Annotated in this window: 14 protein-coding genes; 9 read left to right on the forward strand and 5 right to left on the reverse strand. The window is 65.7% G+C overall.

What is annotated here, in order from left to right; translation table 11 throughout:
• Nucleotides 1-33: 33 nt before the first annotated feature.
• From IGX34_RS20165 to IGX34_RS20175, 3 genes are all read right to left on the reverse strand, one after another.
• Nucleotides 34-459 carry a VOC family protein gene (locus IGX34_RS20165; protein ID WP_192557550.1) on the reverse strand — a complete coding sequence of 142 codons (426 nt, stop codon included), beginning with the start codon at nucleotides 457-459 and terminating at the stop codon, nucleotides 34-36.
• Nucleotides 460-538: 79 nt separating this feature from the next.
• Complete coding sequence (locus IGX34_RS20170) at nucleotides 539-1,351, reverse strand: DUF6597 domain-containing transcriptional factor (RefSeq protein ID WP_192557551.1); 813 nt, start codon at nucleotides 1,349-1,351, stop codon at nucleotides 539-541.
• Nucleotides 1,352-1,353: 2 nt separating this feature from the next.
• Nucleotides 1,354-3,792 carry a DUF3772 domain-containing protein gene (locus IGX34_RS20175; protein WP_192557552.1) on the reverse strand — a complete coding sequence of 813 codons (2,439 nt, stop codon included), beginning with the start codon at nucleotides 3,790-3,792 and terminating at the stop codon, nucleotides 1,354-1,356.
• A 240-nt stretch (nucleotides 3,793-4,032) separates the two neighbouring features.
• On the opposite strand from IGX34_RS20175, the gene IGX34_RS20180 reads away from it, so the two are divergent.
• Nucleotides 4,033-5,874 (forward strand): ATP-binding cassette domain-containing protein, encoded by a 1,842-nt coding sequence (locus IGX34_RS20180; protein WP_192557628.1) that lies wholly within the window; start codon nucleotides 4,033-4,035, stop codon nucleotides 5,872-5,874.
• Between the two features lie 331 nt (nucleotides 5,875-6,205).
• Here IGX34_RS20180 and IGX34_RS20185 read toward each other — a convergent pair whose 3' ends face one another.
• On the reverse strand, nucleotides 6,206-7,975 hold the full coding sequence (locus IGX34_RS20185; protein ID WP_192557629.1) for a chloride channel protein: 1,770 nt from the start codon (nucleotides 7,973-7,975) through the stop codon (nucleotides 6,206-6,208).
• Nucleotides 7,976-8,201: 226 nt separating this feature from the next.
• Between IGX34_RS20185 and IGX34_RS20190 the strand changes: the two genes are divergently transcribed.
• The 8 genes from IGX34_RS20190 to IGX34_RS20225 all read left to right on the forward strand — a co-directional run bounded on the left by IGX34_RS20190 (nucleotide 8,202) and on the right by IGX34_RS20225 (nucleotide 16,866).
• On the forward strand, nucleotides 8,202-8,627 hold the full coding sequence (locus IGX34_RS20190) for a MerR family DNA-binding protein (protein WP_192557553.1): 426 nt from the start codon (nucleotides 8,202-8,204) through the stop codon (nucleotides 8,625-8,627).
• Complete coding sequence (locus IGX34_RS20195; RefSeq protein WP_192557554.1) at nucleotides 8,624-11,140, forward strand: heavy metal translocating P-type ATPase; 2,517 nt, start codon at nucleotides 8,624-8,626, stop codon at nucleotides 11,138-11,140. Before IGX34_RS20190 ends, IGX34_RS20195 begins: the two co-directional genes overlap by 4 nt.
• 98 nt (nucleotides 11,141-11,238) lie before the next feature.
• The gene (locus tag IGX34_RS20200) at nucleotides 11,239-11,400 is read left to right on the forward strand and encodes a hypothetical protein (RefSeq protein WP_192557555.1); all 162 of its coding nucleotides are present in this window, start codon (nucleotides 11,239-11,241) and stop codon (nucleotides 11,398-11,400) included.
• Nucleotides 11,401-11,426: 26 nt separating this feature from the next.
• Nucleotides 11,427-12,737 carry a bifunctional tetrahydrofolate synthase/dihydrofolate synthase gene (gene folC / locus IGX34_RS20205; RefSeq protein ID WP_192557556.1) on the forward strand — a complete coding sequence of 437 codons (1,311 nt, stop codon included), beginning with the start codon at nucleotides 11,427-11,429 and terminating at the stop codon, nucleotides 12,735-12,737.
• Nucleotides 12,738-12,822: 85 nt separating this feature from the next.
• Nucleotides 12,823-13,794, forward strand: coding sequence for an SPOR domain-containing protein (locus IGX34_RS20210; RefSeq protein WP_192557557.1), 972 nt, complete (start codon nucleotides 12,823-12,825; stop codon nucleotides 13,792-13,794).
• A 26-nt stretch (nucleotides 13,795-13,820) separates the two neighbouring features.
• The gene (locus IGX34_RS20215; RefSeq protein ID WP_192557558.1) at nucleotides 13,821-14,420 is read left to right on the forward strand and encodes a CvpA family protein; all 600 of its coding nucleotides are present in this window, start codon (nucleotides 13,821-13,823) and stop codon (nucleotides 14,418-14,420) included.
• A gap of 20 nt (nucleotides 14,421-14,440) precedes the next feature.
• The gene (gene purF / locus IGX34_RS20220) at nucleotides 14,441-15,916 is read left to right on the forward strand and encodes an amidophosphoribosyltransferase (protein WP_192557559.1); all 1,476 of its coding nucleotides are present in this window, start codon (nucleotides 14,441-14,443) and stop codon (nucleotides 15,914-15,916) included.
• Nucleotides 15,917-16,056: 140 nt separating this feature from the next.
• Nucleotides 16,057-16,866 carry a ferritin-like domain-containing protein gene (locus IGX34_RS20225; protein WP_192557560.1) on the forward strand — a complete coding sequence of 270 codons (810 nt, stop codon included), beginning with the start codon at nucleotides 16,057-16,059 and terminating at the stop codon, nucleotides 16,864-16,866.
• A 181-nt stretch (nucleotides 16,867-17,047) separates the two neighbouring features.
• On the opposite strand, the gene IGX34_RS20230 is transcribed toward IGX34_RS20225, so the two are convergent.
• Nucleotides 17,048-17,824, reverse strand: coding sequence for a class I SAM-dependent methyltransferase (locus IGX34_RS20230; RefSeq protein WP_192557561.1), 777 nt, complete (start codon nucleotides 17,822-17,824; stop codon nucleotides 17,048-17,050).
• Nucleotides 17,825-17,904: the final 80 nt, after the last annotated feature.

Consider the following 17,904-nt stretch of genomic DNA (forward strand, 5'->3'; position numbering starts at 1 on the left):
AGCGGGCCGGTTTATGCCGGCCCGTTTTTTTATCTACGGCGTGCGCCACGGATCGTAGCTGCCGAACCACCACATATGGCCTTCCAGGTCGCGGCAGCCATAGCCGGCGCCGCCGTAATCCTTTTCCGCATACTCGTCGATGATCACGGCGCCCGCGGCCTTTGCCCGCTCGTAATGCGCCTTGCAGTCGCGCACGGTGACCGCCGCGCATTGCGTTTCGCGGCCCTGGATTTCATCCGGCTGCGCCATATGCTGGCCGAAGCCGTCGGGGCTGGCATCGCTGAGCATCACCATGCCGGCACCGAAAGTCAGCTGCGCATGCATCACGCGGCCGTGCTCGTCTTCGTGGACAGCATGCTTTTCGAAGCCGAACGCCTTGCACAGCCAATCGATCGCCGCATGGGCGTTGCGGTAGCGCAGGCAGGGAATGATGGTGCTGCCGTGGATGGGCTGGGTCATGGCATGGCCTCTTGCTGGAAGGTTGCCCAAGCCTAAGCCGGCGGCGCGGCGCCGTCTTGTAGATTTTTTTGCGCGCGGGTCAGAGCGGCAGGTGGTTGAGATAAGGGCCGCGCAGCGCCGCAAATTCAGAGGGTGTGATGCCGGCAAAGCGGCGGAATTCGTGGGCCAGGTGTGCCTGATCGCAATAACCGCCTGCGGCGGCCATGCGCGCCCAGTCGATCCGTGCGGCCGGCTGCGCCAGGTCGACCACGGCGCGGAAGCGCATCAATCGCGCGTATTGCTTGGCGGTCATGCCGACATGGCGTCGAAACAGCAGGCCGAAGCGGTGCGCCGAATAGCCGCTGTCGCGCTGCAGCTGCGCGATGGAAGGTACATCCGGCATGCGCCCCAGCGCGGCTACCGCATGCAGGATGGCCGCATCGCACGACGGTTCGGGCGTCAACTGGCGCAGCCATTGTTCCAGCACGGCCACGCGTTGCGACGGGAGTCTGGTTTCCAGCAGCCGCTCGCGCAGCCGGCGTGCCGTTGCGCCGAACAGGTCCTGCAGATTGATATCGCAGCGGGCGAGTTCTTCGGCATTCAAGCCGATCAGCGCATGGGCTCCGCCGGGGCGAAAATTGACGCCCATCACGCGCACTTGCTCGGCCGTATCGATAAGCCAGCTTTGCCGGTAAGGGCCGCCAATCACGCTGCCGGAAGCACGCTCGCAGTAACGGGTATGGTCGTCGCGATAGACCCGGGTCTCGTCTTCCAGCAGGTTGATGATCAGGCCGGTGCAGGGATCGGGCAGGATGCGCTCGTAGCGGAAGGCGCCTGCCGGCATCTCCCAGTCCCAGATGGCTTCGATAAGCGAAGCCAGCGGCGGGGCCGGGACGATGCGCAGCATGCCCATGGCTATTGTCCGGGTGCGGCGGGACTGTCGTCGCCCAACGGGCCCAGGTTGCGCACGATCATGCTCTGCGGCGTCGACAGCGGCAGCTGCGCTTTTTCCAGGCGCGACAGCATGTCGAACAGCAGGTCGCTCTTCACCGCCGAGGCATCGCGCGGGCTGTGCACATAAGCCACGCCGCTGAAGCTCATGGCGCTGCTGGTGACATCGTCCAGCCGCACGTACGGCGCGGGCGTTTCCAGCGTGGCCTGATTCTCGTTCAGCGCATCCATCATGATCTGGCGCATCTTCGCCGCATCCGTGCCCAGCGGCATCGGCAAGGTGATTTTCACCCGGCCCAGCGCATTGCCATGGGTCACATTGCGCAGGTTCTGGGTGATGAACTGCGAGTTGGGCACGATCATGGTGGAGCGGTCCCACAGCTGGATCTCGGTGGCGCGCACATTGATGCGCTTCACGTCGCCTTCCACGCCGGACATGCTGACCCAGTCGCCCACCTTCACCGGCTGCTCGGCCAGCAGGATCAGGCCGGAAATAAAGTTCGACACGATCGCCTGCAGGCCGAAGCCGATACCCACCGACAAGGCGCTGGCGATCCAGGTGAGGCTTTCGAGGCTGACGTCGGCGGTTTTCAGCGCCAGCGCAAACACGATCACCACCGCCACATAGTTGAGCAAGGTGACGATCGACATCTGCATGCCGAGGTCGAACTTGGTCTTGGGCAGCAGCTGTTCCGACAGCCAGCGCTTGATCACGCGCGTTACCAGCAAGCCGGCGATGAATACGATCAGCGCATTGAAAATCGCTCCCGGCTTGATCGTCAGCTGGCCCACCTTGAGGCCGACGAACACATTGCCGATATGCGAGAACAGATCGTTCGGGCCGCCGCCGAACGGCATCAACAAGGTGCCCACCGCCACCAGCAGCAAGAGCACGCGGCAGACCGCCGACAGCACGGTGGAGGATTGCTCCAGCGTGCCCGGCGAAATATTGAAGGCCGATTGCAGTTTCTGCCCACTGCGCCCCTTGGGCGTGAGCAGGGTTTCGAACAGGTCGTGCTGCAGATGGGTGAGGATGTAGAGCGAGCCGACAATCATGCCGATCCACAGCATCTGCCAGGAGATAAAGAAGGCAAAGGCGATGTAGCCGCTGAATACCGCCAGCCACGCGACCACTACCGCCAGCGTGGCCAGGCCGGCCAGCGCGCCGACCCACAGCGGATGCTTGGCCTGCTGGTGCCCGTGCTCATGGCTGCGCTTGATGCGCTTCACGCGCAACAGCGCGGCGCCGACCAGGCCGCTGATCAGCAACGCCAGCACGGCGCGTGTGCACACCGCCGCGGCGAGGCTGCTGCCGGCAGTGCTGTTCAAATGTTCGAGCACACCCAGCAGCAGGAACGCGCCGCCCAGCAGCCACGGAAACCAGCGCAAGGCATGCGCGGTGGCATCCATCAGGTTGGGCAGCCGCCAGGACGGATGCCGGAACGAAATCAGCGCGCGCCCAAGACCCGCCACGAAGGCCGAGAAGAAGGCCGAGCGCACGATCGACTGCGCCAGGCCGTCGATATCCTCATCCAGCGTGTCGTTCCAGTTAAGGCCCTGGTGCAGCAGCCAGAAGGCCAGCCCGATCGACAGCGTGACAGTGAGGGTGAAGATCACCGCCAGGGCGCTGCGCCGGAAATGTCCTTCCGGCATGAAGCGGCTGGCCAGCACGAAGGCAATGCGCTCGGCCAGCCAGCGTCCCGGCACGATCAACAGCAGCGCACCGACCAGGCACAGCAGGAACGGCGCGCGATTGTCCGGCAGCCAGGCGTTGCCGACGCCCTCGGCAAACAGTGCGCCGAGTTCTTTCACGTGCGCCTGGTCATCGGGGAACGACTTGGCCAGGTCCGACCAGAAATGGATGCTCAGCGGTGAATCGGCGCGCTGGGCGAGTTGCGTCTGGAATTGCACATTGCGCGTTTCGGCAATTTCGGTGGTGAGCTTGGCGGCATCCTGGCTCAGCAACTGCGCTTGCTTGATCTGGCTGTCCAGCTTGCTCTTGTCGCGTTCGAGCTGGCGGCGCTGCTGGCTGACGGCGGCGGTTTCCGGCGGTGAACCGGCTGCCGGCGGCGGCCCGAGCACGGTCAGGCGCGACTGCACGCTATCCATCTGCGGGGTCAGCGTTTCCACCCATTGGCCAGCTTGCTGCTGCAGTACACCCGTCTGCTTGCGCAGATCGGCCAGGGCGGTGTTGTCCACCGATTTATTGCTCAGCGTGGTCTTGATCGCATCCAGCTGCTTGTTCAGTCCGCTCAGCGCCTGCGCCGGGTCTTGCGTGGAACTGGCGCTGGCCGGTGCGGTATTGGCCGAGGCGGGGCTTTGCGCGCGGGCATGCGAGCCGCCGAGGGCCAGGCCCAGTGCGAGCGAAAGGATCAGAAACGGACGAATAAGGGTATGTGGCATGGCCGGCATGATCCGAATGACGTGCCGGACGGTCAATTGCCCTGACCCATATTGGCGGTGCGGGGGCAGTCGGCGTTCAGGCGGATGTGCTAGGGACGGTTCGCATGTGACACCGGCAACAATGCGCGAACGAGCCCCATGCGAAGGAAGCGTGATAAATCGTAAGCGCTTGTACAGCGCTGTTATAGTGCCGGATCGATGCTCCATAGCCGATGGCCCTCATACGGACAGGACGCCATGATCTTTCGCTGGTTCGAATCCCTGATCGACGCCTTCAAGGAACCGGTCGACAGCATGCCGCCCAAGTCCGTGTGGCGGTTCTATGTGTTTTACCTGCGCCAGGTCTGGCCGGTGTTTGCCGCGGCCACCGTGATCGGCTTGGGCGTGGCGCTGGTGGAAGTGTCGCTGTTCGGGTTTATCGGCCGCATTGTGGACATGGCCAAGGGCGTGCCCGGCCCGAACTTTTTCCAGGTGCATGGGCACGAGCTGCTGTGGATGGGCTTCGTGGCGCTGGTATTGCGCCCGGTGTTCATCGGCCTGCACGACCTGCTGATCAACCAGGCGGTGGTGCCCAATCTCACCAACCGCATCCGCTGGCAGAACCACCGCTATGTGATCCGCCAGAGCCTGGGTTTCTTCCAGAACGACTACGCCGGCCGTATCGCCAACCGCATCATGCAGACCGGCGCCTCGCTGCGCGAATCGGCCGTGCAGATCGTGGATGCGATCTGGTACGTGGCGATCTATACCGGCAGCGCCATCGTGATGTTCGCGCAGGCGGATGTGTGGCTGGCGGTGCCGCTGATCGTGTGGCTGTTTTTCTATGTCGGCTCGCTGTACCTCTTCATTCCGCGCACGCGCCAGCGTTCGTGGCTGGCCTCCGAGGCGCGCTCCAAGACCATGGGCCGCATTGTGGACGGCTACAGCAACGTGCTGACGCTCAAGCTGTTTGCGCACACCCAGCGCGAAGAAGCGTATGTGGCCGAGGCGCTGGAAGAGCAGACCCAGAAGCTGCGCGGCATGACCCGCCTGACCACCGCGATGGATGCCACCATCACCACGCTCAACGGTTTCCTGATTGTCGGTACCTCGGCGCTGGCGGTGTGGCTGTGGAGCGAAGGCAAGGTCAGCGTGGGGGCGATTGCGCTGTCCACCGGCCTGGTGATTCGCATCAACAATATGTCCGGCTGGATCATGTGGGTGGTCAACGGCATTTTCGAAAATGTCGGCACCGTGCAGGACGGCATCACCACCATTTCCCAGCCGCGCGCCGTGCAGGACCGCGAAGGCGCCATGCCGCTGGAAGTGGTGGCCGGTGAAGTGCGCTTCGAAGACATCCATTTCCATTACGGCAAGCAGGGCGGCGTGATTGCCGGCCTGAACCTGCAGGTGCAGCCGGGCGAGAAGATCGGCCTGGTCGGTCCTTCCGGTGCGGGCAAGTCCACCCTGGTGAACGTGATGCTGCGCCTGTACGACCTGGAAGGCGGCCGCATCCGCATCGACGGCACCGATATCTCGCACGTGGCGCAGGACAGCCTGCGCGCGCAGATCGGCGTGGTCACGCAGGACACCTCGCTCTTGCATCGCTCGGTGCGCGACAACCTGTTGTACGGCCGCCCTGACGCCAGCGAAACCCAGTTGTGGGAAGCGGTCCGCAAGGCGCGCGCGGATGAGTTCATTCCCACCTTGATCGACGGGGAAAATCGCCACGGCCTGGACGCGCATGTCGGCGAGCGCGGCGTGAAACTCTCCGGCGGCCAGCGCCAGCGCATCGCCATTGCGCGCGTGCTGTTGAAGGACGCGCCGATCCTGGTGCTGGACGAAGCCACCTCCGCATTGGATTCGGAAGTGGAAGCCGCGATCCAGGAAAGTCTGGAAGTGCTGATGGAAGGCAAGACGGTGATCGCAATTGCGCACCGCCTGTCGACCATCGCGCGAATGGACCGGCTGGTGGTGATGGACAAGGGGCTGGTGGTGGAAACCGGCACGCATGCGGAGTTGATCGCGCATGGCGGCTTGTATGCCAGGCTGTGGCAGCGGCAGACCGGCGGTTTTGTCGCAGCGGACGACGCGCTGGTTTAGTTCGCGCGTGCTGTCGGCCCCGGTATTCCGGTAACGCCCGAGGCATCGAGCCCGTGGTTCCAGCGGTCGTGATGCCGGCAATCTCCCGATGCCTCATCGCCGTCATTCCCGCGAAAGCGGGAATCCGTGTTGACGTTATGCCTCAGCGCAAAATGGATTCCTCGCGCCACAAGGCCGAGTACTTTCGTTCTCGCAGGAATGACTGTCTTGCGGCAGCGTGGGCATGGGGATGCCAGCGCAACGCCTTCTCTCCGGGTCATGCCGCATAAAAAATGCGAGAGCGCGAACGCTCTCGCATAGCCGGGCAGGCTTGCCCCAAAACGTATGTGGATTACGAGGCAGCCGGCTTGCGCCCGCCAAGATGACGCGAAGTTTCGCGCGCTTCCTTCAGGCGCTTGGCATGTGCCGCCAGCAGGTCGCCGCGCGTAATGATGCCCACCATGCGATGCGGCGCCTTCCGGCCGACCACGATCAGGCGCCCGACTTGCGACTCCACCATATGGTCGGCCGCTTCGCGCAGCGTATGGTCTTCGCGTACCACCAGCGGCGCGCGGGCGACCAGCGCCTGCACGAGGGTGTCGTCGGACTGGGCTACGTCGTAGAGCTGGCGGCGGGTGATCACGCCCACCACATTGCCTTCGCCGCCGATCACCGGGAAACCCTGGTGCTTGCTCTTGGCGCCTTCCGCCGCCAGCCACGCGCGCACATCGCCGATGCGTTGTTCCGCCTTCAAACTCACCACTTCCTTGCTGCACGCATCGCGCACGTAGATCTGGTCGAGGTAGTCGGCGGCGTAGTCGGACGGCACGCGCACACCGCGGCGCACGATCTTCTCGGTCATGATGGTGTTGCGCATCAGCAGACCGGAAATCAGGTAGGCCGCGGCGCAGGCGCCGAGCAGCGGCAGCAGGCCGTGCGGCTGCTGGGTGGTTTCAAAGGCAAACACCACCGAAGTGAGGAACGCGCGCGAAGCGCCGGCAAAAATCGCCGCCATGCAGACCAGCGCGGCCATGCGCGAATCGATCTGCAGCCACGGCGCAACGTGGGTCAACGTCAGCCCGAGCACGCCGCCCAGGGCGCCGCCAATGGTGAACAACGGCGCCAGCGTACCGCCCGAGGTGCCGCTGCCCAGCGCGATCGACCACGACACCAGCTTGAGCAGGCACAGCGCGAGCATGGTGCCCAGGCCGAATTGCCCGGCCAGCACGTAGGCGATATTGGTGTAGCCCACGCCCAGCGTCAGCGGCATGAAATAGCCGACCACGCCCACCACGATGCCGCCCAGCGCCGGCCACCACATCCAGTGGATGGGCAGCTTTTCGAAACCGTCTTCGATGGCGTAGGTGAGCTTGGTGACGCCCACGCTGACCACGCCGACCAACAGCCCAAGCAGGATATAAGTGACCAGCGCGGGCAGGGTGGCCGTGGCCATCGCCGGCATCGGAAACATCGGCTGGTTGCCTTCCAGGATGAAGCGGATGCCGGTGCCCACCGTGGCGGCCAGCGCCACCGGAATCAGCGAGCGCGCGCGGCGTTCGAACAACAACAGTTCCACCGCCAGCAGCACCGAGGAAATCGGCGCCGAGAACACCGCCGCCATACCGGCCGCGGCGCCGGCGGCGAGCAGGGTTTTGCGCTCATCGGCGGTCACGTGCATCAGCTGTGCAATCAGCGAGCCGAGCGCGCCGCCGGTGGCGATGATCGGGCCTTCCGCGCCGAACGGGCCGCCGGTGCCGATCGCCACCGCCGAGGACACGGGCTTGAGCCAGGTGATGCGCGGCGGAATCCGGCTCTCATTGAGTAGCACCTGTTCCATCGCCTCGGGAATGCCGTGGCCACGGATCGCACGCGAACCCCAGCGCGCCATCACGCCGACGATCAGGCCGCCGATCACCGGCACCACGATCACCCACAGGCCCAGGTGGTTGCCGGCCGGGCTGGAGAATTCGGTGCTCCAGCGGCCGTAGAACGACAGGTTGGTGACCATGCCGATCAGCGCGGTCAGCAGCTTCGCCACGCCCGCCACGCAGGCGCCCAGCAACATGGCTACGAAACTGATCCACAGCACGCGGCGATCGAGCGGGCGGAATTGCCGCGGCATATGCGCGGCGGCCAGGGTAGGGTCCAGCGAGGGCGCCAGCGGAAGCGAGGCGCGCGTATGTAGCTCTGTATCGGTGTGCATGAGGGTCCGCCCTGAGGGAGGCGCAAGGTTACCGGGATGCTCGCAGCGTAGCTGGCTGGAAAATGAACGGCGTAACAGCGTGATTTTCCGGCGGAACGCCGATCCGCTTGACCCTTGACCTAGATCAAGGCTCTAGACTTTGCACATGAACACACCAAGCCACAGCCTGACCATCGGTGCCGTCGCCAAGCGCGCCGGCGTACAGATCGACACCATCCGCTACTACGAGCGCGAGGGCCTGCTGCCGGAGCCGCTGCGGCGGGCCTCCGGCTATCGCAGCTACAACGAGTCGGTGATCGGCCGGCTGCGCTTTATCCGCCGCGCCAAGGAACTGGGTTTCACGCTGGAGGAAATCCGCGATCTGCTGGGTCTGTCGGCGGATCGCCATCGCGGCGTGAAAGAAGTGAAGCAGCGCGCCGAGCAACGCCTGGCCAGCATCGATGCGCGCATCGCCGAACTCACGCGCATTCGCCAGGGGCTGGAACAACTGATCGAGGCCTGCCCGGGACGCGGCGATCCGGAGCAGTGCCCGATCCTGCGCGCACTGGCGGGCGAGGAGCCGCAGGCATGAGCGCGCAGGGATCGTGCTGCCACGCCCAGGCCGAGCAGGCGCGTGACCCGATCTGCGGCATGAGCGTGGCGATCGCCAGCGCCACGCATCGCAGCGACTACCACGGACAAGCCTTTTATTTCTGCTGTGCCGGCTGCAAGGCCAAGTTCGATGCCGAGCCTGCGCGCTACGCGGCAGCTACCCCCGCTGCGTTGGCGATATCCATGCCAGCACACGCGCATCATGCCGGGCAGGCGACGGCGAAGGATCCGGTCTGCGGCATGACGGTGGATCCGTCCACCACGCCGCATCACGCTGAGCACGAGGGTCATGTGCATCACTTCTGCGCCGCCGGCTGCAAGCAGAAGTTCATCGCCAATCCTTCCTTGTATCTGCAGCCACGCGCGCCTGCGCCGATCGTGCCCGGTGCGATCTATACCTGTCCGATGCATCCGGAAGTGCAGCAGCAAGGTCCGGGCGATTGCCCGAAATGCGGCATGGCGCTGGAACCGATGATGCCCAGCCTGGATGAAGACGACCGCGCGGAGGTGCGCAGCATGCAGGCGCGGCTATGGGCGCTGCTGGCGTTGACCTTGCCGGTGTTCGTGCTGGCCATGCTGCCGCACCTGGGCATGTCGTTGCCGATCGCCTGGACTGGTGCCGCGGGCTGGCTGGAAGCCGCGCTGGCCAGTGTGGTCGTGCTATGGGGCGGTGCTCCGTTTTTTGCACGCGGCTGGCGTTCGCTGCGTCCCTGGCAGCCAAACATGTACACGCTGATCGCCATCGGCACCGGCGTCGCCTGGCTTTACAGCATGGCGGCATTTGCGGCGCCATCGATCTTTCCCGCCGGCTTTCGCGATATGCACGGCCGCGTCGCGGTGTATTTCGAATCGGCGGCGGTGATCGTCACGCTGGTGACGCTGGGCGATTTTCTCGAATGGCGTGCACGCCGCCGCACCGGCGCCGCACTCAAGGCCTTGCTGGGACTGGCCCCCAAAACGGCGCGGCGCATCGTGGGCCACGAAGAACACGATGTGGCGCTGGCAGAAGTGGCGGCAGGCGATGTGCTGCGCGTACGCCCCGGCGAAAAAGTGCCGCTGGACGGCGTGGTGCTGAGCGGCCGCAGCCAGGTGGACGAATCCATGCTCACCGGCGAGCCGATGCCGGTGGCAAAGGAAGCCGGCGATGCACTCACCGGCGGTACCGTCAACCACGATGGCGCGCTGACCATGCGCGTGGAGAAAGTCGGCGCCGCCACCGTGCTGGCGCAGATCGTGGCGCAGGTCGCGCAGGCACAACGCAGCAAGGCGCCGCTGCAGCGCATGGCCGACCGCGTTGCCGCGTGGTTCGTGCCGCTGGTGATTGCGGTGGCGATCCTGGCATTTGCCGGCTGGGTGGGGTTCGGCCCGGATCCGCGCCTGGCGCATGGCCTGATCGCGGCGGTGTCGGTGCTGATCATCGCCTGTCCCTGCGCGCTGGGTCTGGCCACGCCGATTTCGATCATGGTGGCGAGCGGCCGCGCTGCGCAGCACGGCTTGCTGTTCAAAGATGCGGCGGCGATCGAGATGCTGCGCAAGGTCGATACGCTGGTGCTGGATAAAACCGGCACGCTTACCGAAGGCAAACCCGCACTGACGCGGATTGTGGCGCTGGGCGACTACCGCGACAGCGACTTGCTGGCCTGGGCGGCAAGCCTGGAACGTGCCAGCGAACATCCGCTGGCCAAGGCCGTGCTGGCCGCTGCGAAAGAGCAGGGTGTGCCGTTTGCCGAGGTCGTCGATTTTCGCGTGCATGCCGGCAGCGGGGTCAGCGGACAGCTAGCAGGCCGCACACTTGCGTTCGGCAACCTCGCACTGATGACGCAACTCGGCATCGCCGTGGATGAGCCGGCTAGTGCCAGTGCCGACGCCCTGCGCGGCGAAGCTGCCACGGTGATGCTGCTGGCCGTCGACGGCAGACTCGCCGGCCTGTTTGCGGTAAGCGATCGCATCAAGCCGGATACGCCTGCTGCACTCGCCGCATTGAAGGCTTCCGGCCTGCGGATCGTGATGCTCACCGGCGACCATGCCGTCACCGCCAATCGGGTGGCGCAGGCGTTGGGCATCGATGAGGTGCATGCCGGCAGTACGCCGTCCGGCAAGGCCGCGCTCGTCGCCGCGTTGCGCCAGCAGGGACGCTGCGTGGCCATGGCCGGCGATGGCATCAACGACGCACCGGCATTGGCGGCGGCGGATATCGGCATTGCCATGGGGCAGGGTACCGATGTGGCGATGGAGAGCGCGCAGCTCACGCTGGTGAAAGGGCGGCTCGGCGGCATCGTGCAGGCGCGCGGCTTGTCGCAGGCAACGGTGCGCAATATCCGCCAGAACCTGTTCTTCGCCTTCATCTATAACGCGCTGGGCGTGCCGCTGGCAGCCGGCGTGCTGTATCCGCTGTTCGGCATCGTGCTGTCGCCGATGCTCGCCGCGCTGGCGATGAGCCTGTCCTCGGTATCGGTGGTGAGCAACGCCCTGCGCTTGCGCCAGGCTGCGTGACGTCTGTCAGATGCGATGGATGACGCCTGCGCCTGCTTGCGCAGGCAGTGAAAGCCGATGATTCTTCCCGCACCAATCAGGTGCGGGAGGGAACAGCCATGAACGTCGTCAACGACACCCGCAGCACCTTCGATAAATACCTGCCGCTGCTGGTCGGCCTGCTGGTCGCCTTCCTCGCCGGCAAAGCCTTGAAGCGCAGTTTCTGGAGCTTGCTCGGCATGTACTGGGCGCTGCGCGCCGCCGGCATCCATCTGTTCTGAAGCACGAGGATTGTGCGCGGGGCGCGATGCCCTTATGGTGCGCGGGCCTGCGCCCGGAGCCCCGCGTGAAACCACGAACCCTTGCCGACTGGCTGGACTATCAGCAACGCATCCACGCCGTGGGTGTCGACCTGGGACTGGATCGCGTGCGGGCCGTGTGGGAACGCATGGGCGCACCCGCCCTGGCGCACCGCGTGATCACCGTCGGCGGCACCAATGGCAAGGGGTCCACCGTAGCGTTTCTGGAAGCGATGTTGACCGCCGCGGGGCAGCACGTGGGCTGCTACACCTCACCGCATCTGCTGCGCTACAACGAGCGCATCCGCATCGCCGGCAGCGACGCCGAGGATGCGGCGCTGGTGGAAAGCTTCGAGCGCATCGAGCGCGCCCGCGGGGAGATTCCGCTGACTTATTTCGAATTCGGCACACTGGCCGCATTCGATCTGTTCGCCCGTGCCGGGCTGGATGTCGCGGTGCTGGAAGTGGGGCTTGGCGGTCGCCTCGACGCGGTGAACGTGATCGATGCCGATGCGGTCGTGATCACCACCGTCGATCTGGACCACGTGGAGTGGCTGGGGCCGGATCGCGACAGCATCGGCCGCGAGAAGGCGGGCATCGCCCGCCGCCAGCGGCCGGCGATCGTCGGCGAACTCGATCCGCCGGACGGCCTGCTGCAGGCGCTGGCCGCCTGCGGTGCGCGCGTCGAGCGGGCTGGGCAGGATTTCCGCGTCGAGCGTTCCCCGCATCGCTGGGAATGGCTGCACCGGGACGGCACCCGTCTGAGCCTGCCCGATCCCGAACTGGCCGCACCGGTGCAATACGCCAACGCGGCGGCGGCGATCGGCGCCCTGCATGCGCTGGAGGCAGTGCGTGCGGACGAACTGGAACGGATCGCCGCGGCCGGCATGCATCTGCCCCGGGCGCCGGCGCGCCTGCAGTCGCTGGGCGGCGATCCGCTGCTGATCGTCGACGTGGGGCACAACCCCCAGGCCGCCCGCGCCCTGGCCGCATGGCTGGACACGCAGGCGGGCGGACGAGTGCATGCGGTCTACGGTGCGCTATCGGATAAAGATGTGGGCGGCGTGATGAGCGCGCTGGGTGCGCGCATTGCGCACTGGCATCTGGCCGGGCTCGAACAAGACACACCGCGCGGGCTGCCGGCCGAAGTGCTGGCCGGCGTGCTGCACCAGGTACTGCCGCGCGCGGCCGGCGATGTGTATCCGGATGTGCGCCAGGCCCTGGCTGCCGCAAGAACGCAGGCCCGCCGCGGCGAGCGCATTCTCGCTTTCGGTTCGTTTTTTGTTGCCGCCGCCGTGCTGGAAAGCGCGGCCGGCTGAACCCGGCGTGCCTTGCCGTCATGCTGGGCGACGGGGCCGGGTATAATCGCCGCGGTCATTACAAGCTGGTTGTCTGGAGTCCATCTTGAACACACGCCTGTTGGGAGCTGCCGTCCTCGTTGCTCTGGCCATTTTGTTTGTACCGATGATGTTCTCGAGCAAGTCGCCATCTACCAGCAGCTCCGATCAGTCGGTCAGCCTGGCCATCCCCGCGGTCCCCGACCGCGACCTGCAGACCAAGACCATGAGTCTCACCGGCCAGCCGGCCGCTTCTGCCAGCGTGGCGCCGGCCACCACCGCGGCACCGAACGCCAGCGGCATGTCCACCGTCGCCACCCAGCCGGCCCCCAGCGCGTCCGCCCCGGCGATCGCCACGCCCGTGCCGCAGCAGGCCGCCGCGCAGCCGCCGCAACCCGCCATTGCCACGCCGCTGCCCAAGACGACGGTCGCCAGCAACCGCCCGGCCATCGCGCCGCCGGCTGCCATCGCCCCGCCGCCCGCCACCCCGGCCTTGCCGCCGGCCACCGCCGGGCGCGGCATCTATAGCGTCAACCTCAGCGCCTACGCGCCGGACGGCGCCAATCGCCTGATGACCCGCGTACGCGGCATGGGCTATCCGGTGCGCAGCGAACCCATCCAGCGCGCGGGCAAGACCCTCACCCTGGTCAGCGCCGGTCCGTTCGAAACCCGCGCCGCGGCCGAGGCCGCGCGCCTGAAGATCGCGCAGACCGTGCCCGGCATTCCCGCCCGCCTGGAAAGCGGCGCCACCACGCCGCAAGGCGATGTCCCGGCGCCCGCCGCTGGCAGCACGCCGGCTCGCGCCGGTGCCTGGGCGGTGCAGGTGGCGGCGATGGGCAGCCAGGCCGATGCGATGGCCCTGCGCGATAAACTGCGCGCCAGCGGCTTCGACGGCTTCGTGGATTCGGTCAATGCTGGCGGCAAGCAGCTGTGGCGCGTGCGCGCCGGTCCGCAGACCCAGCGCAGCGATGCGATGAGCCTGCGCGACCAGATCAAGGCCAAGCTCGGGCTCGACGGCAACGTCGTCCGCGCCAACTGAACAGCTGACCCAGCGGAAGCCGGCACATGAACGCGGTCGACCTCATCATCATCGCGGTACTGGGGCTTTCGGTCCTTGTAGGGCTGTGGCGCGGCCTTATATCCGAGGTGCTGGCGCTGGTGACGTGGATTGCCGCGTTCTGGGTGGCATGGACGTACGGCCCGGCGGTATCGGCGCATTTCGACCACAGCATCCAATCGCCGATGGTGCGGCTGCTGGTGGGTTATGGCCTGTGCTTCATCGCGGTGCTGATCCTGGGTGCGCTGGCGCGGTTCGTGTTGCATCAGCTGGTGGACAGCACCGGCCTGGGCGGCACGGATCGTTTGCTCGGCATGATTTTCGGCTTTGCGCGCGGCGTGTTGCTGGTGACGCTGATTGTGTTCCTGGTCGACCAGACCTCGTTCGCGCATGAAGCGATGTGGCAGCAGTCGACCTTGCTGCCGCAGTTCAAAGGCATGGCCGGCTGGCTCGAACACGAACTGCCGCCGGACGTGCGCCAACATCTGCATCCGGAACGTATTCCGGAGCATCTGCAAGACCTCAAGAACGTGTTGCCGGCCGGATTGCCGTCGCACGCATCCAGTTCTCCGGCTGCAGCTTCGAGCGCGGCCGACGCAACGCATTAACAGTAACGGGTAGCCTCACCATGTGCGGAATCATCGGTATCGTCGGTACCACTGAAGTGGCATCGGCGCTTTATGACGGCCTTACCGTCCTGCAGCATCGCGGGCAGGATGCTGCGGGCATCGCCACCGTGGACGGGGCGCGCCTGCGCCTGCACAAGGACAACGGCCTGGTGCGCGACGTATTCAACCAGGCATCGATGAGCCGCCTGCGCGGCCGCATCGGCATCGGCCATTGCCGCTATCCCACCGCCGGCTCGGAAGGCTCTTCCGAATCGCAGCCGTTCTACGTGAATTCGCCCTATGGCATCGCCATTGCGCACAACGGCAACCTGGTGAACACCGAAACCCTGCGGCGCGAGATGTTCGAAGACGATCGCCGCCACATCAACACCGATTCCGATTCCGAAGTGCTGCTCAACGTGCTGGCGCACGAGCTGCAGATCCAGGATCGCATGGCGCTTACGCCGGACCAGATCTTCAAGGCCGTAGCCGGCGTGCACGCGCGTGCACGCGGCGGCTACGCCTGCCTCGCGCTGCTGCTGGGCTACGGCCTGCTGGCGTTCCGCGATCCGAACGGCATCCGTCCGCTGGTGCTGGGCGAGCGCGTCACGGCAGAAGGCCGTGAATACGCGGTGACCTCCGAATCGGTGGCGCTGGATATCCTGGGCTTCAAGCGTCTGCGCGACGTGGCGCCGGGCGAAGCGGTGTTCATTACCAACGACGGCCAGCTGCATACGCGCCTGTGCGCCGACGGCGCCGTGCATGCGCCGTGCATCTTCGAATACGTGTATCTGGCCCGTCCCGATTCGATGATCGAGAACGTGTCGGTGTACAAGGCGCGCCTGCGCATGGGCCAGAAGCTGGCCGAGAAAATCCTGCGCGAACGCCCCGATCATGGCATCGATGCCGTAATCCCGATTCCCGATACCGCCCGCACCGCCGCCAGCGCGTTGGCCGAGGCGCTGGGCGTGCCGTTCCGCGAAGGCTTCGTCAAGAACCGCTACATCGGCCGCACCTTCATCATGCCGGGGCAGGGCGAGCGCGTGAAATCGGTGCGCCGCAAGCTCAATCCGGTGGAACTGGAATTCCGCAAGAAGAACGTGCTGCTGGTCGACGACTCCATCGTGCGTGGTACCACTTCGCGCCAGATCATCCAGATGGCGCGCGACGCCGGCGCCAAGAACGTGTACTTCGCTTCCGCCGCGCCGCCGGTGCGCTATCCGAATGTCTACGGCATCGATATGCCGGCTGCGTCCGAACTGGTGGCCGCCGGTCACAGCAATGGCGAAGTGGAAAAGATGCTCGGTGCCGACTGGCTGATCTACCAGGATCTGCAGGACCTGATCTGGGCGGTGCAGGATGGCAACGAAAACCTCAAGCACTTCGACACGTCCTGCTTCAGCGGCGAATACGTCACCGGCCTGGACCAGCAGTATCTGCAGCAGATCGAAATGCTGCGTTCGGACGATGCGAAGGCGGCACGCCGTAGCGCGTGATGGGCGCGCGGCAGTATCCGTGCGGATGAATGCCTTGAGCGTTACCCGTGCAGTGCCATCATTCCCGCTTTCGCAGGAATGATGGCGACGCGGGGATGTGCTTTCTCGCGCATCTGCACCTATAGGCGCAAAAACTGCCCATGACCGACCTCCACGCCGCCGCCAAACGCTGCCTCGACGCCAGCGACCCCAGCGAAAAGCTGCGCCTCACGCATGCCACATGGGCCGCACTGCAGGCAGGCCAGCTGCAGGCGGAAAGCACGTCCCCCGCGCCCACGCCGATCGGCACACCCGGCCGCCCCGAACGCCCCAGCCTCGTCCCGCAGCGCCAGGTACCTCACCGCGGCCTGGGCACACCCGAAGGCCGCGCCGCGCTGGTCCATGCCGTGGCGCATATCGAATTCAACGCCATCAACCTCGCCTGGGATGCGGTGTACCGCTATCGCGGCATGCCGGTCGAGTACTACCGCGACTGGGCCAGTTGCGCGCACGACGAAGCGCGGCATTTCGCCTTGCTATCCGATCGCCTGATCGAACTCGGCCATGGCTACGGCGATTTCGACGCGCATAACGGCCTCTGGGAAATGGCCGAAAAAACCGCGCATCACGACACCGCCCGCATGGCCCTGGTGCCGCGCGTGCTGGAAGCGCGCGGCCTGGACGTCACCCCCGGCATGATCGAACGCCTGCGCGCTGTCGGCGACGAACGCACCATTGCGATCCTGGAAATCATCCTGCGTGAAGAAGTGGCGCATGTCGCCGCAGGCTCCCGCTGGTTCCGCTGGTGCTGCGAGCGCGACGGCGTGGATCCACGCGAAACCTTTCTCGACCTGCTGCGCGACTACATGGGACGCAATCTGCGCGGGCCGTTCAACCGGCCGGCACGCCTGGAAGCGGGTTTCGATGATGAAGAGCTGGATCAGCTCACCGCGTTAGCCGTCGCTTCATAGCGCTACGCTTTATAGCGCTGCTCAGCATCCCTCACCGTCATCCACCACTTCACCGTCATCCCGGCGAAAGCCGGGACCCAGTGACTTTCCGCATGCAGGGCCAATACGCTGGATCCCGGCTTTCGCCGGGATGACGGTGAGGTACATCCATGCTCCGTCACAGACCTCACCACCGCCACGATCAAATCAACGGCTTGCGAAACTTCAAAATAAACTTGTCCGTCTTGCCCTTGATCGTCTTGTCGAACACCGGCAGCGTGTGATCGTCGGCCGGATTGCTCAGCACATCGCTTTCGCCCACATACTCGAAACCGGCCGCCGTCACCTCCGCCTTCACCGCCGCCGGATCGATGCGATGCAGATCGTTGGTCTTGGCGATGCCCGTGCCGGCTGCGGCCGTATGATCGAGCACGATATAAGTACCGCCCGGCTTCAGCGCGTCATAGATCGCCTTGTTGATGCGCGCGATATCCGGCGAGCCCATAAAGGGATCGTGCAGGTCGTGATAGTTCTGCGAGGTCCACACCAGATCCACGCCCTTGGGCAGATCCAGATTGGCCACCGGCGGCACCTGCACCGTCACATTGGCATAGGCCGGTGTGCCGGCAAAGCTGCGCAGCGCGGGCAGATCCTTGGTGGCCACCTTGTCCATTTCCGCCGGCAGCACGGCATAGACGCTGCCGTTGGTGCCGACGACCTTGCTGAACAAGCGCGTGTAGTAGCCGGTGCCGGGCATCAGGTCGATCACTTTCTCGCCGCGCCGCAGATCGGCAAATTGCAGCGTTTCGATCGGCTTGCGTTCGGCATCCTGCGCACGCTGGTCCGCGGGGCGATTGGGATCGGCCACCGCCAGGGCCAGCATCGAAGGCAGCGCGGGGCGGGGCGGGGCCGCCAGCACGGGAATACCGGCCAGCACCAGGAACGCAAGGGCGGCAGCAAAAAGCGGGGCGAGCTTCATCGACGATCTCCTTCAACGGTGGCATGCCATGGGGCGCATCTCGATAGCGGGCCAGTGTACTCCCGCGTTGCGCCGCGCCA

The organism is Dyella acidiphila (assembly GCF_014863405.1).
Lineage (GTDB): Bacteria > Pseudomonadota > Gammaproteobacteria > Xanthomonadales > Rhodanobacteraceae > Dyella_B > Dyella_B acidiphila.

What these genes read in the sequence shown, in the direction of transcription:
- IGX34_RS20215 (WP_192557558.1), top strand. Translation starts at nt 13,821, where the DNA reads ATGAACGCGGTCGACCTCATCATCATCGCGGTACTGGGGCTTTCGGTC.
- IGX34_RS20190 (WP_192557553.1), top strand. Translation starts at nt 8,202, where the DNA reads ATGAACACACCAAGCCACAGCCTGACCATCGGTGCCGTCGCCAAGCGC.
- IGX34_RS20195 (WP_192557554.1), top strand. Translation starts at nt 8,624, where the DNA reads ATGAGCGCGCAGGGATCGTGCTGCCACGCCCAGGCCGAGCAGGCGCGT.
- IGX34_RS20170 (WP_192557551.1), bottom strand. Translation starts at nt 1,351, where the DNA reads ATGGGCATGCTGCGCATCGTCCCGGCCCCGCCGCTGGCTTCGCTTATC.
- purF (WP_192557559.1), top strand. Translation starts at nt 14,441, where the DNA reads ATGTGCGGAATCATCGGTATCGTCGGTACCACTGAAGTGGCATCGGCG.
- IGX34_RS20225 (WP_192557560.1), top strand. Translation starts at nt 16,057, where the DNA reads ATGACCGACCTCCACGCCGCCGCCAAACGCTGCCTCGACGCCAGCGAC.
- folC (WP_192557556.1), top strand. Translation starts at nt 11,427, where the DNA reads ATGCCCTTATGGTGCGCGGGCCTGCGCCCGGAGCCCCGCGTGAAACCA.
- IGX34_RS20165 (WP_192557550.1), bottom strand. Translation starts at nt 459, where the DNA reads ATGACCCAGCCCATCCACGGCAGCACCATCATTCCCTGCCTGCGCTAC.
- IGX34_RS20185 (WP_192557629.1), bottom strand. Translation starts at nt 7,975, where the DNA reads ATGCCGCGGCAATTCCGCCCGCTCGATCGCCGCGTGCTGTGGATCAGT.
- IGX34_RS20230 (WP_192557561.1), bottom strand. Translation starts at nt 17,824, where the DNA reads ATGAAGCTCGCCCCGCTTTTTGCTGCCGCCCTTGCGTTCCTGGTGCTG.
- IGX34_RS20175 (WP_192557552.1), bottom strand. Translation starts at nt 3,792, where the DNA reads ATGCCACATACCCTTATTCGTCCGTTTCTGATCCTTTCGCTCGCACTG.
- IGX34_RS20200 (WP_192557555.1), top strand. Translation starts at nt 11,239, where the DNA reads ATGAACGTCGTCAACGACACCCGCAGCACCTTCGATAAATACCTGCCG.